Origin of the sequence: Endozoicomonas sp. ALB091 (genome assembly GCF_049310265.1) — a bacterium.
Lineage (GTDB): Bacteria > Pseudomonadota > Gammaproteobacteria > Pseudomonadales > Endozoicomonadaceae > Endozoicomonas.
The window spans coordinates 50001-65150 of the sequence record NZ_JBLYNQ010000010.1 but is presented as its reverse complement, the minus strand read 5'-3'; the positions used below and the strand labels follow the sequence as shown (position 1 = coordinate 65150).

The following is a 15150-nucleotide window of genomic DNA, read 5'->3' as shown; positions in this document are numbered from 1 at the left end:
CTGGTCCAATAAAGAAAATTTTATAGAAATCACAATTATGGATAGCGCTCTACCAACAACACGGTGCTTTATGTCACCCATACCTGCTCATAAAACTGACTGCCACGCAGCATTCAAATCCGCTGGTCCTGTCATTCTTGCCAGTCATGCCCCCACTCCTTGCAAACGGTTTATTAAGGATCATTCATACGAAACCACCCACTCTTCTCCATTATCCACTCGTGACATCGAACTTCCGGTTACGGACAACCGCAGGCTTGCCAACCATGACTTGCAACCTGCCATCTTGCCACCCACCACTGACAGGCAAACCCGGGCCTTTATGGGCGGCAAGGGACTGTTTCTGCACCGTATGCAACAGGCTAACATCCCGGTTCCACCCTTCACTGTGGTTGACACAACCCTGGTCGCCAAGCTGGAGCAACACCCTTTCCCCGCAAAATGCCTGTTGCCTTTTCTGCCAGATTTACACAGCTGGAGCCACGAACCATACAGCCTGGAACAATTGCGCACGATCGTTGCCGAACTCCCCCATCAGCAACAGGCGCAATGTCTCAAGGGTTTATCCGGGTTTATTGCCAGTGAGGATTTCTACCAACAAGTCAAAAATATCGGTGCTGCCGAGGATATTCGTCATCTCTACCTCACGCTCCGGCAACCATCCAATGAGGCCTGCATTGTCCGAAGTTCCGGCGTGGATGAAGACCGCTCCGGCGATGCCCAGGCCGGTCGTTATGATTCCCGGGTTCATGGTGGCGGCGATATCCTGAAAACCTGCCTGCAAGTCCTGTCGTCCGCTTACCGGCCGGAAGTCTGCCCCTCCGGGCGGGTAAAACCCATGGCGCTGGTCCTGCAGCAATGCATCCATTGTCAGCTGGGGGGCGTAGTGTTCAGCGACTTAACACTGCAGGAAGGGGAGGGTACCATGCAGATTGAATTTGCACAGGGTCAACCCCGGGGGGCCGTCTGTGGAAGTTCAGGCATCCGCCCCCATCGCTATACGATCAGACGCGGTGATGACGAAAACAGTAAACCGGTTCGGCAATTTACCCCAGGAGACGTTACGACACAGTTTGTCCTGGAAAAAATCTCCAGTGAAGAGACCGGTGAAGCGGGTTATATCGAACGGAGCACCACGGTAAGCACCGATGGCAAAGACATCATGCTTACTGAGGAGATATTGCAAAAACTGCAGGAATATACAGAACAGCTGGCAGATATGTTCTGCTGCCCGGTAGATATTGAGTTCGGCGTGAAAGACGGGCAACTCCACCTGTTCCAGTGCCGGCCAGTGACCCAGCTGCCGGGCAGTACCCATTTTTGTGCAGCACCTCCCTCCCTGCCACTGGCTGAGGGAATCATGGTCAGTGAAGGTTGCTGCAGTGGTGTGGCCCTGGTGGTCACCGAACCGGTCAACGCGGAACAGATTCCGCTCGGTGCCATTCTGTTTGCCGAACACGCCAGTGACTGGATGCTGGCACCGGATATTTTAAAACGTTTAGGCGGCTGTGTGTTCAAAGATGGGGGAACCACCGATCATGTTGCCATCACCCTGCGTCAGGCGGGTATACCCTGTCTGGTGGCTGGTTCTCAGTATTCTGAGGCATTAACCCAAGCCAGCGGACAACAGGTAACACTGGTGGCAGGCAGTTTTGCCGACAGCCCCGGAGCCTATTTGCAGACCGGCGACCAGTCTGCCTACTGGCAGACCAACAGCACCACTTCCGGTCAGGATATCATCAGCTCACCCGCAACCGGTGCTGCAGAACCACCCGACTTCACCCGGGTCGACGAAGGTTTTGCCTGGCTGAATCGCCAAAATAACCGCTTGCTGGACTATTTTCACCCTGATCGATTAATCAGTCGCTGCCTTGGCCCGGGACGAAGTAAGGCCGTCAGCATGTCAGCAAACCGATCAAAACTATTACAACAGCTTGGCATTGAGATTCAGCAGCTACAGGGGGATTTACAACAGTTTGTATCGGGTTATAAGGGCTTTTTGGCTCTGGCCGCCGTGCCTGAATCGAATGCAAAACCATCTGAAGTCCAACCCTTTACCGAGGAGCTCCTACTCCTTGAAAAACAAAGCAATTGCCTGAAAGATGCCATTGTTAACCTGCGCTCGAAAGTGGTGTTGCCGCTGCTGACCACCGACCAGGAATTACCCGACCAGCCCGTGAATTTCAGGCAATGGCTGAGAGATTGTCAGGCCTTGCTGGATAAATTGCAAAAACTGAACCAGCCCAAAGAAGTGAACGATATCCATTCTGCTCACGACCTGATTTACTGGCTTCATCAGCGATTTGTTAATGCTCTCGCCCCGGTGGCAGAAGCATCAGGGCAGGGACAAATTACCAAAATCACAGATTATAGAACGCTGATTAATATACTCCCCCAAGGAGTTTGCGGACTATTAAACGACAATTGCATCTCGGTACTGCACAAACTTAACGTATCAAAGCTACGCATGCTTAATATGGTGGATGCCGCTTTTATTAATGCAGCCCTCGGGGTGCACGTCTGCACCATAGCAATGCTGGAACAGGCCGAGGGAGGCAAGGGTCGTACACTTCGCCTCGACATCTCTGATAAATTTACCCAAGACAAGGAAAATAAACACTTACAGGGCAAATTGAAGCGTTTCTGGTTTTTGGTCCAGACACTTCGTTGTGCATCGATTGATAGCAGTTCACGGCCAATGGCGATCAGTTTTAATCAAAGCGCGGGGAAAATGACCATAGAATACACTCAGGTTAATACCACATCAGCATTACAGGATGGCTTTGTGAAATTGGTGACTGCTTTGAGAGGACTGACCTCCATGGATATATCAATCAACAGTTTTAAGTGCGATAAAAATACTGATAAGTGGTATTTTGAAACGCTGGTTAATAAGTGCCAAAACGGGCTGAGCGACGCCATAAATAACTGGACATTCAAACATTGCCTGGTAGTGGATGTATTTGAAAGCCGCGAAATACTGTCATATTACAAAGATTATGCGTTCGTTGATTATCTGGACGACGAATACAGGTTCTTCCATGAAATAGCCAAAGAAGCTTATGGTATTCTTAATGCATTTCGAGCCCCGTATAGAAGTTCAGGACTTCGCCAAATCTTTACCGATGCCAGCGAACTCCTTAAGCCGGATGATGCTGCAAAAATAATAAAGGAACTGCTAGCTCACATGGCCATTGAAGCCTTCTTTCCAAAGGTTTCTATTCAACTCTTGCGTGAGGATTATAATTTAGATCACGACAGGGATCTGGTGCTTTTCCTGGTGGAACAAAACCCAAAGTTATTCAGTTATATCTCCGACGAATTCAGGGATGATATTGAAATAGCCAAGTCTGCAATAGGACAGCAATGGCTGTTATTAAAATATGCCAGCGATCGTCTCAAAGAGGATAAATCCCTGGTAATTCTTGCCATTAAAAGTGATGGCCGTGCAATTAAGTATGCCAGTACAGATATCAAAAATGACAAGGATTTTGTCCTGCCACTGCTCTCAAGAGATGCCCGCATTTACAAATATCTCAGCGACAGACTGAAATCTGATCCGGATATTCAAGCTGCCGCCCGGAACAAGGACACTGGATTCACGCAATAGGCCAATAATCTGCTCTTCAATGAACTCCTCGGTCTTCCTACTGTTTAAGACTGAGGAATTAAAAGACATTCCAGCGAATAATCAGTTTATTGCTTTACCCTGTTATCAGTTTTTCTCATAATAAATCCGGCTTAACCGGCCTTAACCAGGTTCTGCCCCACCTTCCCCCAATACAGCACCTTATGACTGATGGAGTAGTGATTGCCAGCATCAAAAAACATCCCGTCACTGATCAGCACCATCCTGACTCAGGGTATCAGCCTTAAACTGCAACCTGCTGATCTCGCCTACCTGGCAGCACTGCGCTATTGGAAAGAAACGGAATCACAACCGGAATTCAGTGAAGAAGAGCTGCATGTGGTATTCCAAAACGTGGAAAAAGCACGACTGGACGATAACAGTGAGGATTCTTCAAAGCGCTGTAACGACGTGATCCGCCGTCTCCTTCAGCAGCACCTTTTGATCTGCCTTGAAGGCAGTGGGCATCGACATCACGCTTATCTGATCACACCGCTGTCCGAACAGATTGTCGATTCCGTGTGTGTCGGTATGGAAGCGTCAAAAGAAGCACTGAGTACCCTGTTTATGACGGTTGCCACGCACCTCAGAGAGATCAGGGATTCTGCGGAACAGGGGGGCAACGAACCGTTCTGGAAGCTTCAGGTAGAAGCGCCATTGAACATTACCGTCAACCAGCTGGTCACCTCCATTGATCATCGTCAGCGTCAGCTGGACCAGGATGCCATCAACACCCGCAAAGAAGTGGTGGAACTGCTGAAGCAGGACTGGCAAAACAGCATCAGCCAGTGCGAACAGTTGCTGACCAGCACCCAGAATCATCTTCAGGATTTACAGCAACTGCTATTGGCCTCGTGCCACGAACTTCGTTCACTGCTGGACGCCATTTCCCGCTATTGTGAACAGGCCAGTCGACACGATGCCATCAACAGTGTTATCCGGCTGGAGCAACATCTTGACCGTATTGAGCACTGGAGCAGCGAACGCATGAACCATTGGGAAGGTTTCCACCACCGGGTTCATCAATACCTGCGTCAGTTTGTCACCATGGATGAGCGCAAGGCATTGATGGAGCGGGTGCGGGAAGGCATCCGAAGTTATCAGGCATTGCCCTGGTATCTGCGCTACGCCAATGAAGATCCGCTGGCCCGATTGCGGGATATTGAACCACCCCGGGCGAAAGAAAATCTGGCACGGGTAATCCATGATGAAGGTGAACTGACGGCCATCGAAGACTTTGATGCCCTGAAGCAGCAGGTTAAGGAATGGCTGGTCAGGCAGGAGCAACAGTCCAAAATACTGCCATCCTACGAACAGGCACTGGAACAGCTGGCCAGCCAGTGGCCTATGGAAAAACTGAACATGGTCGCAGGCTGGCTGTTCAGCGCCCTGACTGAAATGGGCCACCAGCAAAACCGGCAGAACATTGCAGATCATCAGTGGCATGCGGTTCTCCCGGCCATCGCTCCCGAGTTTTACGTGGAACGCCTGAGTCTGACTCCTAACACACTCCGCCAGGAAAGAGAGAAACCGATTGTTGACCGATAACCCCTACCAGCAGATCGCCGACCTGATCAATGATGAATGCTTCCCGGAACTGGATACCCGGCTGCGTCGGGGTGAACATATCGACGCTCGCCACCACCGGATTTTCAATATTATCCAGGACGGTTTTTCCCTGCTGGTCGAACACTACCTCCGCTATGGTATTGACCTTGTTCAGGCACCGGAAGCGTATTACTACCTCCGCCCCGGCACTGCCGGTAAAAGCCTGATTCGTGCCAGAAAACTGGATGAACTGACCATGGTCGTCGGTCAGGTGCTGGCCATGTTCCATCTCGACCCCGAGCAACTGGAAGGCAGTGGCTGGATATCCGCCGATGCAATCTACGAGCGGCTGCGACTGCTGCTGGACAATGAATACCTTTGCCAACTGCTGGAACGAAAAAAAATCGAGACCCAGGCAGACCGTGAAAAAGCCATGGAAACCCTGCGTAAGGCCATCCGACAGCTGGCCAGGCTGGGCATGGTAAGGCTGGAAGGCAACCAGGCCAGCCGTCTGCAGACCCAGGCACCGTTGCTGCGATTTATTGATCCTGTTCGCTCAACGGCTTCGTCACCAGAAGCCGCCAGGGCAGCCATGGCGCAGCTGGTTCGTGACGGTTATATCAGCCTGAATGACGATGAAGAACCTGTGATGCAGGAAACTTCTGATCCGGAAGATAATCCGGAAAACGCACCACAAGAAAAGCGTCACGTTGAAGACGACACCGTTATATCTGAACAGGCCCTTGAACAAGAGCAGGAAGCATGAGCCAGAAAAGAACCCAGATCCGCAGCCTGACCCTGGTTAACTTCCGGGGTGTCTTCTTCAAGACTCTGGACATGCACCCATTAATGAGCAACCTCATCGGCCATAACGGTGCCGGTAAGACCACCATTATGGGTGCCTTGCTGATAAACCGGGTACCCGACAATCGTCTGGTTCGCCTGCGTAACAACTCCGACAGCGGACAGGATCGCAGTGATAATGGAATCTGGGGACGCATCAGTGCCGGTACCTGTTACAGCCTGGTGGATTACGAACTTTACGACGGCAGGCGGGCAATAGCGGGTGTCCAGATTCGCCGCCTGAGCCAGCCGAAAGTCGAGCTGAAACTGTTTGCCATTACCGGTGTCGATGATGATGTTCCGGTGCGTGATCTGGTGATGAGGCCGGTACCCGGCGAAAATGGCTTATACGAACCCCTGGATGGCAAAGCCCTGAGAAATCAGGTCACCATGATGGGCGGTGAACTGCAAATCTTCAACACCACCGCCCAGTATATGAACTGGCAGTTCGAGCAGCGGATTATTCCCCGCCGAATGGAAAACAGCCAGGATCGCCAGCGTTATTACCGCATGCTGGAAACCAGCCTCTACGGCGGCTTGTCGTCTGAGCTGCAAAAAGGACTGAGGGATTATCTGCTGCCGGCGGATGATCAGGTACGCCAATCCATTGGCTCCATGCAAAGTGCCTTGCAACAGACCCAGCGAACCCGTCGCCAGATAGAAAGCACCCGCAGTGACCGGAAAGTCATCCGGGAGATTCTGGAGTCCAGCTATGCCCTTGGCGAACATGTTCTGGCATGGTCAGAAAAGCAACAGGCCAAACTTCAGGCTGAGCTGAAAGATAAACGTCAGCAAGAGCATCAGGCACAACTGGAGCTGGAAACTAAAAAACAACAGCTGTCAGCCATTGAAGCACGATTACTGACCCTGGATACCCTGGACAGTGAACTGGCAAGCCGTGAAGAAGACGCTGACGAGCGTCTGGATCATGCCAAAAACCTTGAACGACTGCATACCGATCTGCAAAGACTGGAAAATGAGCAGAGCAACCATAACCAGCAGCTGGAAGAGCTGAGCGAACAGAACGCATTACTGGAAAGCCAGTATGCAGAAGAGTCCGCTGAGCTTAAGCGCCTGCAGGATGATATTGCACAACTGGTAAAACAGCTGACCAGTGTCGAGCAGGCCTATTCTGAAGAAGCCCGAAAAGCCGGATTATACCTTGCCGCCCTCAGGGCGTTGAATGAAGTACGTGACAGCTTTAACCAGCCAGACCTGTCGGCAGACGCACTCACTCCGTTAATGGGAACGTTGCTGCAGGCTGAAAAGGACGTTTCCGGCCGCTATTACAGCCAGAAGCCACTACTGGATGAGGCGGAAACCATTCGCGGGCATTTCGAGGCAACCCTGTCTCTGCTGGCGACGTTTGGTGATACCGATATTGATCTGAAACAGGCAGCCAGCCGCAGCGACCACTGGCGACATTACCATGAGCAACAAACAACACTGGCTGCACAGATACCGGTATTGATCAGGCAGCAGCAACAGCGCCAGAAAGAAGAAGAGCAACTGAAGAAGCTGCAACAGGCCGTTGCGATGCTTCCCGAAGAATGGCGCAACAGTATTCAGGATGAAGCCAGCTGGAACACCAGCCTGAACACCGCCACTCATGAGCAACAATTCCAGCAACAGAAAATAGATACCCTTGGCGGACAAATCCAGCAATCCAGACAGACAATGGTACAAATCCAGGGCAGCCTTACCCAGGCCCGTCAGGATAATATTCACTGGCTGGATGCTCGCAGACTGGGTCAGGCGATTCAAGCCATCCGCCCGGCTGCCCTGATGGATAGCCACAATGACTTTATCACCCTGCGCCAGCAAATCAGCCAGGAACAGCAGGAAAACCTGCAGGCCAATGTGCAGCTCGGCAAGCATCTGGAAGAGCTGCGCTCCCGCATGGCCCAGCTGGAAATCAAGGCATCAAAAGAGCTGCAACAACTGCAAAAGCTGGCGGAGATGACCGGCGGAGTGGTGATCAGTGACTATTTTGATAACGATGATATCTCCCTGGAAGAGGCGGCCTGGCTGGAGGCCAAGTTTGGCCCGTTACGCCACGCCATCCAGGTTCGGGACATCAGCAAAGCTGCCACTATTATCCGCGAAGAAAGCGATCGCCCGGATCATGTCTGGCTACTGGGTGGCACACCGGGAGCGTCTTTTTCGGAAGAAGAGTATCTCCATACCCCCCTTGAGCAGAAAGAAGACGGCAGTGTACTGGTAGAAATCGCCAGCAATGTTGCCCGTTTAAGCCGGGAACCTGAGTTCCCGACCATTGGCCGACTGGCCCGGGAGAAAGAGCAGGAAAGACTGCGGCAGCAGGAAGAACAGCTGCTGGATCAGCTGCAGGAACTGGCCATTGGCAAACGACAGTTGGAGAAATGCCAGCAACTTCTCGATCAGCTGTCCGCCAAAAGCCAGTGGCTTGGCGTTCAGAAGCCGCCGGTTAATGAGCTTACCGGGCAACTGGAGCAGCTGGAAGCCCAGGTCGAATCACTGACGGTTGATCTGGCCGATGCCGAGCAGCAGAAAACCAGTCTGAATGGTGTTGTTCGTTGTCTTGAACAGTGGCAAACCAGTGCCTGGCTATTGAATGACGACCCCGATCGCCAATCATTAGAGGCTCTCCATGAGCAACTGCAAAGTGCCACTGACGCTAAAGCCTGGGTGGACAAACATCAGCAGACGATTCGGCAGCTCAATGAGCATCGCTTCTATATTCAGCAGCCACCGGTAGAGAATCTGGATGCCCTGCGAGCAGAGCTGGAACAGCTGAAGCAGCAGTTAAGCCATTACCACCAGCAGAAAGACCTTCTGACGTCGGCCATGGACAAAGCCCCTAATCTGCGCTTTGCAGAGTCTGTCGCACGGCAGGAAGAAAAAGAGAATCTGCAAAATCAACTCAGGAATGAGTACGAGACTAAACAACAGCAGGAGCAACGGCAAAACCAGTATGCGACACAACTTCGTGAGCAGTGCCACTCACTTGAGAAAAGCATCCACTCTATCAATGCTCTCCTGAGTCAAAATAGTCATCAGCAATCAGAGCTCAAACGACAAATTTTTGATATTCCTCTGACCTGGAAAGTGGGTCTGAAGGAAGAGTGTGCTGCACAGTTAACCCGCATCAAGACAGAAAAGTCTGAACTTATTCAGGAAATCAAACAGCAAAACATCGCTCAAAGTACTGTTGCAGCAGAACGGAAAAAAGTCGAGGAGCGACTCAGTGATACCATAGCGGATATTCATCAGCTGGAACCTAAAGCGCAACACGCCACCACCAGCCATGAACGGATTGTGCAACAGGCAGAACAGTCCGGTTTACGACATCGGCTGCATATTCATCACCTGCTGAATCAGGACAGTGACGCGTTACGTGACGGTTTGGCGACGGCAAGGGTCGCATTGGCAAAGGCTCTCGAAAATGAACAGAAGAATGAACAGAAAAATGGCCAGGACAGTCTTTATCAACAAATAGAGAAAGGCAGCAGCACGGATTTGCCAGCACTGTTCCAATGCTTTATTGATTCACAAACGTATCTTGCCCAGCGCATGGATAAAACGTTGTATCAATCGGATGACCCAAGGCAAAACCTGGAGTTGCTGGAAGAGCGGCTGACTCGTCTGGAAACCCTGTTAAAAGACGCCGAGAAACGCTTCCTCGCCGAATCGGACAGTCTCGGGCAGAACATTCAGCGCAAGATCAACAAAGAACGCAAACAGATTCATCAGCTGAACGCTGCCCTGTCCAGTGTGCATTTTGGTACTATCCGGGCAATCAAAATTGAGCTGGAAGTGATCGACAGTTTCCAGAAAATACTGGATGCCTTGCAGCAGGAATTTTACGCAGACCTGTTCCGCAAACCCGATATCACCGTGGAGGCGGCGCTGGAATACCTCTTTAAGAAGGAAACCGGGGGTACCATTGTTGGCGATAAACTGCTGGATTATCGTGAGTACATTCGCCTGAATATTCTGATTCAGCGGGCTGGCAGCAGTCAGTATGAACCAGCCAACCCGACCAACCTTTCCACCGGTGAAGCCATTGGCACCGGTCTGGCCATTCTCACCATGGTGCTGCATTCATGGGAAGTCGCTAGCAATAACCGCGATGGCAAAGGACACGCCGCCAGTCGTCTGTTATTTCTGGATGAAGCGGCACGGCTTGATGCCAGGGCACTGGCCACTCTGGAAGAGCTCTGTGACCATCAATCCCTGCAACTGCTGGTTGGTGCGCCGGATAATGTGCTGCCCAAAAATGGCATTACTTATCGGATGGTACGCCTGATGGAACCTTACGAGCATGTTATTTTCTCTGGCGTAAAAGGCAGGCTGCCCCAGGGGGCTGAATCGTGACATTCCAGCCAGAAGATGCCATACCGATTGCATTAGACTTGTTAGCAGACAGCTATCGTCAGAAAGGTCGGCAAATGTCGGCCTTTCTGACACACCTCATAAAGGTGGGCTGGGTCGAGCAGTGTAGCTTTCGCCAAAGAAACAATGATTTTGCCCTGAGAACCGCCCATGACCGCCTGAGTTTCCTGGAGTATATGGAAAGGCAGTTCGGCAGCCACTGGCAAACGTCACTGGAGCAGGGTGAAACAAGGGAAGCATTTCTCACCCAGCATCTGATATCACCGTTACCAGGGCATATCCATAGCCGTGTAGTTAATGCTATTTGGGGCGAACACTCCAAGAAACAGGCGGCAACACCTTCTGGTATAGCAACAAGAGACAGCGAACTGATTCAACTCCGCACCCGAATGGAATGTCAGCTGCATTTTGCTGGAAGGGTTATTAATTGTCGGAATGAAATGGCCTTTTCAGATGCGGTCATCATCAATGAAACTGCACTGGGCAAGCTGCAAAGTATACAGTGTGAAGCGCCAATAAATATCATCACGGTGGAAAATGCCGGTGCCTGGCAACACCTGCCCTTACCGGAAAATGTTATTGCCCTGTTCGTTCCGGGGAATAATCAAAAGCTGGCGTTAAAGCTACTGTCGTTTTTTCCGGACTACCAATGGTGTCACTTTGGCGACCTGGATCAGAAGGGACTTGATATTGCCGCATCACTGGCCCGGGCTCTGAATAAACCACTGAAGTTATTAATTCCTGACTGGTGGAACGAGTATCAGCCCCATTTCAAGCTGGGAATAAAACAGGGGAAAATTGCCTGGCGGAAAGATATCTGTCCTCAATCCAGAAAGTACGCACAACACCCCTTTATCAATACCCTTGCCGATGATGCAAGATGGATGGAGCAGGAGGCCATCGTACTGGACTCCCGCCTGTTGGATGAGATCCGATGTCTTTTTGATAGCGACCTACCAGGCTGACTTCAACAGCCCCAGTACCTGCTCATAACTGGCATCGACCCGGTTATAGAGCAGTGCACCATCGTCGATACTCATACGAGCAATGTCTTCCAGTTGCGACTCATGCACCTTGCCACTTTCTGACAATGTTCTTGGCAGCCCTGTTTGCTCAAACAGTTCATCCCGCATGGCGCGAATATAGATAATGGTTTCAGCCGCCCGCCGCTGTTCGGGTACTTTGTTGTAAAAATCGGCACCGGCCAGGGGAAGCAGCAGCTCACCGATCGCCTGTTCACACCGGGGCAGGTTGTATTCCAGAACATAAGGCAACATCAGACTCATGCAGACGCCGTGGGGAAGATGGGTTATCGCCCCAAGCGAGTGCCCGATGGCATGGACCAGCCCAACCATGGAGTTGGAAAAGGCAATGCCCGCCATGGTGGCTGATTCTGCCAGCTTCAGTCGGAGATCCTGGCTATCAGGTGTGGCAAGCACCCGAAGCAGGTTTTCCCGTATGCCTTTGATCGCTGCAACGGCATAGGCATCACTGATCGGATTCTTGGCCGTCCCCAGAAACGCTTCAATGGCATGGGTCATGGCATCCATGGCGGTGGCAGCGGTGATATGTGGTGGCAGTGTCAAAGTCATCCGTGGATCAAGAACCGCCACATCAGGCATCAGAAATGAAGAGCTATAAGGCACTTTACGACCCGTGGCATCATCCCGAATAACCGCAACTTTGGTCACTTCTGAACCGGTACCTGCCGTGGTTGGCAGGATAAATAACGGCTTTAGTCGTTTAGTCAGCGCACCAGAACCGCTGTAAGCCAGAAGATCATCACCACCTTCGGACACGAGAATATTGACCGCCTTTGATGTATCAATCACCGACCCACCACCAATGGCAATAATGCCATCCGCGCCATGCTCACGATAAAACCGGGTGATGGCAGATACGACACTGGTTGATGAGTCTGGCGGTACATCACTATAGACCCCCGCCATCGAAACCCCGTCAACCACCAGAGCCCGCTTGACGGGCTCAATTAAACCGGCGTTGAGCACCCCGCCATCGGTAATAATCAATGGCTTCTTTACCCCAAGGCTGGCCAGTTCGAATGGGATATGCTCCAGGGCTTCATTACCTGAAACGATTTTGACCGGATTAAAGAATTCATAATAACTGCGGCTCATTTGGCAAACACCCCCATAACAAAACCGGCAAACACGCCCAGATAGATTTGAACTGCCCCCATCAGCTTTTCCGTTAAGGAAATATCCGGGTAATGACGCATGATTTTCCGGCCTATAAACCGGGGAAGTGCGATCGCTTCCAGTCGCTCAAAGCAACGGACCAGTTTCATGGAAGCGGAAAGATCGCCATCTACCACCATTCGCTCCCTGGCAAAGGCATCGGTTGTGCCTTCCAGAAAAGAGAGCGTATTAAAAGCGTGGGCGAGATGTTTGAATTGAATATCCACATCGGGCTTGGTTTCACTGCTTTTACGACCCGGTTTTATTCGCCCGCCACTTTTCTTCATATACAAACACGGGCCACGGGGCATAACACTCATGGAAAAGGTAAAACCATCGGGCAATGATTCGATTTCCTGCTGAATCAGCCTGTCAGTCCGACAAGCCTTAGCCAGCCCATGACCAATAAAAGCCAGCATAAAACGGACATACAAACGCTTTATGCGCCAGATAACGGGAAGGGATGGGGTCACCTGAAGCTCCTGCCAGCGAACCGCCGGGCAATAATTATTGTTGTTATTTCCGGGTGATATTATCCACAATCAGAAGATGGTCGGCTATATAGGGAGCGTTATTCAAGACAATGAAATAGATTTAGCACATAAAAAAAGCCCAGTTGATTGCTCAACTGGACTTTTCTGTTGGGTGCCTGGCGATGACCTACTCTCACATGGGGAGACCCCACACTACCATCGGCGATCGGTCATTTCACTGCTGAGTTCGGGATGGGATCAGGTGGTTCTAACCTTCTATGGTCGCCAGGCTAATTAGATACTAGAGACTAGAAACCAGTCTCTAGATGGAATCCTTTAATTAAGCTGTTTTCTTGCTTCACACTCTATGCGTATGGCTCCAACTGACAACTGGCCACTGACCACTGTCAACTGATTCGCAAATCGCTTTGGCGTTATATGGTCAAGCCGCACGAGTCATTAGTATTGGTTAGCTCAATGCCTCACAGCACTTACACACCCAACCTATCAACGTCATAGTCTTTAACGGCTCTTCAGGACTCTCTGGGAGTCAGGGAAGTTTCATCTTGAAGGGGGCTTCCCGCTTAGATGCTTTCAGCGGTTATCCCGTCCGAACATAGCTACCGGGCAATGCGTCTGGCGACACAACCCGAACACCAGTGGTCCGTCCACTCCGGTCCTCTCGTACTAGGAGCAGCTCTTCTCAAACTTCCAACGTCCACGGCAGATAGGGACCGAACTGTCTCACGACGTTCTAAACCCAGCTCGCGTACCACTTTAAATGGCGAACAGCCATACCCTTGGGACCGGCTTCAGCCCCAGGATGTGATGAGCCGACATCGAGGTGCCAAACACCGCCGTCGATGTGAACTCTTGGGCGGTATCAGCCTGTTATCCCCGGAGTACCTTTTATCCGTTGAGCGATGGCCCTTCCATTCAGAACCACCGGATCACTAAGACCTACTTTCGTACCTGCTCGAGATGTACCTCTCGCAGTCAAGCGTGCTTGTGCCTTTACACTAACCGTACGATGTCCGACCGTACTTAGCACACCTTCGTGCTCCTCCGTTACTCTTTGGGAGGAGACCGCCCCAGTCAAACTACCCACCACACAATGTCCCCGATCCCGTTTCGGGACCCGGGTTAGAACCTCAATATTGCCAGGGTGGTATTTCAAGGATGGCTCCACGATGACTGGCGTCACCGCTTCAAAGCCTCCCACCTATCCTACACAAGCAACATCAAGATCCACTGTGAAGCTGTAGTAAAGGTTCACGGGGTCTTTCCGTCTAGCCGCGGATACGCTGCATCTTAACAGCGATTTCAATTTCACTGAGTCTCGGGTGGAGACAGCGTGGCCATCGTTACGCCATTCGTGCAGGTCGGAACTTACCCGACAAGGAATTTCGCTACCTTAGGACCGTTATAGTTACGGCCGCCGTTTACCGGGGCTTCGATCAAGAGCTTCTCCGAAGATAACCCCATCAATTAACCTTCCGGCACCGGGCAGGCGTCACACCGTATACGTCCACTTTCGTGTTTGCACAGTGCTGTGTTTTTAATAAACAGTCGCAGCCACCTGGTATCTTCGACCAGCCTCAGCTTACGGAGCAAGTCCGATCACCAAAGCCGGCGCACCTTCTCCCGAAGTTACGGTGCCATTTTGCCTAGTTCCTTCACCCGAGTTCTCTCAAGCGCCTTGGTATTCTCTACCTGACCACCTGTGTCGGTTTGGGGTACGGTCCCTTCTGACCTGAAGCTTAGAAGTTTTTCCTGGAAGCATGGCATCAATCACTTCAGTTCCGTAGAACCTCGTCATCAATTCTCGGCATTCTCAATTAAGAGAGCGATCCGGATTTGCCTGGATCCCTTGCCTACTATCTTAAACGCAGACAACCAACGCTGCGCTGACCTAGCCTTCTCCGTCACTCCATCGCAGTCAGAAGGGGTACAGGAATATTGACCTGTTTCCCATCGATTACGTCTTTCGACCTCACCTTAGGGGCCGACTCACCCTGCGCCGATTAGCGTTGCGCAGGAACCCTTGGTCTTCCGGCGGGGGAGCTTCTCACTCCCCTTGTCGTTA

Annotated in this window: 7 protein-coding genes and 2 rRNA genes (1 of these 9 cut by a window edge); 5 read left to right on the top strand and 4 right to left on the bottom strand. The window is 51.4% G+C overall.

All coding sequences use genetic code 11. The features are described 5' to 3' along the window. Positions 1–37 precede the first annotated feature (37 nt). The 5 genes from ACO6UX_RS22820 to ACO6UX_RS22800 all read left to right on the top strand — a co-directional run bounded on the left by ACO6UX_RS22820 (position 38) and on the right by ACO6UX_RS22800 (position 11358). A complete protein-coding gene (locus ACO6UX_RS22820) occupies positions 38–3610 on the top strand; it encodes a DUF4116 domain-containing protein (protein ID WP_422450608.1) in 3573 nt (1190 codons plus the stop codon). Positions 3611–3811: 201 nt separating this feature from the next. Further along, a complete protein-coding gene (locus ACO6UX_RS22815) occupies positions 3812–5176 on the top strand; it encodes a hypothetical protein (RefSeq protein WP_422450607.1) in 1365 nt (454 codons plus the stop codon). Continuing rightward, complete coding sequence (locus ACO6UX_RS22810; protein ID WP_422450606.1) at positions 5166–5942, top strand: chromosome partition protein MukE; 777 nt, start codon at positions 5166–5168, stop codon at positions 5940–5942. The genes ACO6UX_RS22815 and ACO6UX_RS22810 overlap by 11 nt, the downstream gene beginning before the upstream one ends. Further along, the gene (mukB, locus tag ACO6UX_RS22805) at positions 5939–10375 is read left to right on the top strand and encodes a chromosome partition protein MukB (protein WP_422450605.1); all 4437 of its coding nucleotides are present in this window, start codon (positions 5939–5941) and stop codon (positions 10373–10375) included. Before ACO6UX_RS22810 ends, mukB begins: the two co-directional genes overlap by 4 nt. Beyond that, positions 10372–11358 carry a Wadjet anti-phage system protein JetD domain-containing protein gene (locus tag ACO6UX_RS22800; RefSeq protein ID WP_422450604.1) on the top strand — a complete coding sequence of 329 codons (987 nt, stop codon included), beginning with the start codon at positions 10372–10374 and terminating at the stop codon, positions 11356–11358. The genes mukB and ACO6UX_RS22800 overlap by 4 nt, the downstream gene beginning before the upstream one ends. Here the strand turns inward: ACO6UX_RS22800 and ACO6UX_RS22795 are convergent. From ACO6UX_RS22795 to ACO6UX_RS22780, 4 genes are all read right to left on the bottom strand, one after another. After that, entirely contained in the window at positions 11347–12531 is a 1185-nt protein-coding gene (locus tag ACO6UX_RS22795; protein ID WP_422450603.1) for an iron-containing alcohol dehydrogenase, read from the bottom strand. The two genes, ACO6UX_RS22800 and ACO6UX_RS22795, sit on opposite strands and share 12 nt — an antisense overlap. After that, entirely contained in the window at positions 12528–13064 is a 537-nt protein-coding gene (locus ACO6UX_RS22790; protein ID WP_422450602.1) for a hypothetical protein, read from the bottom strand. The genes ACO6UX_RS22795 and ACO6UX_RS22790 overlap by 4 nt, the downstream gene beginning before the upstream one ends. A 174-nt stretch (positions 13065–13238) precedes the next feature. Continuing rightward, a 5S ribosomal RNA gene (gene rrf, locus ACO6UX_RS22785) occupies positions 13239–13354 on the bottom strand. Between the two features lie 148 nt (positions 13355–13502). Then, positions 13503–15150: ribosomal RNA gene (locus ACO6UX_RS22780) — 23S ribosomal RNA — on the bottom strand; it runs 1692 nt beyond the window's last position.

What these genes read in the sequence shown, in the direction of transcription:
- ACO6UX_RS22820 (WP_422450608.1), top strand. Translation starts at nt 38, where the DNA reads ATGGATAGCGCTCTACCAACAACACGGTGCTTTATGTCACCCATACCT.
- mukB (WP_422450605.1), top strand. Translation starts at nt 5,939, where the DNA reads ATGAGCCAGAAAAGAACCCAGATCCGCAGCCTGACCCTGGTTAACTTC.
- ACO6UX_RS22795 (WP_422450603.1), bottom strand. Translation starts at nt 12,531, where the DNA reads ATGAGCCGCAGTTATTATGAATTCTTTAATCCGGTCAAAATCGTTTCA.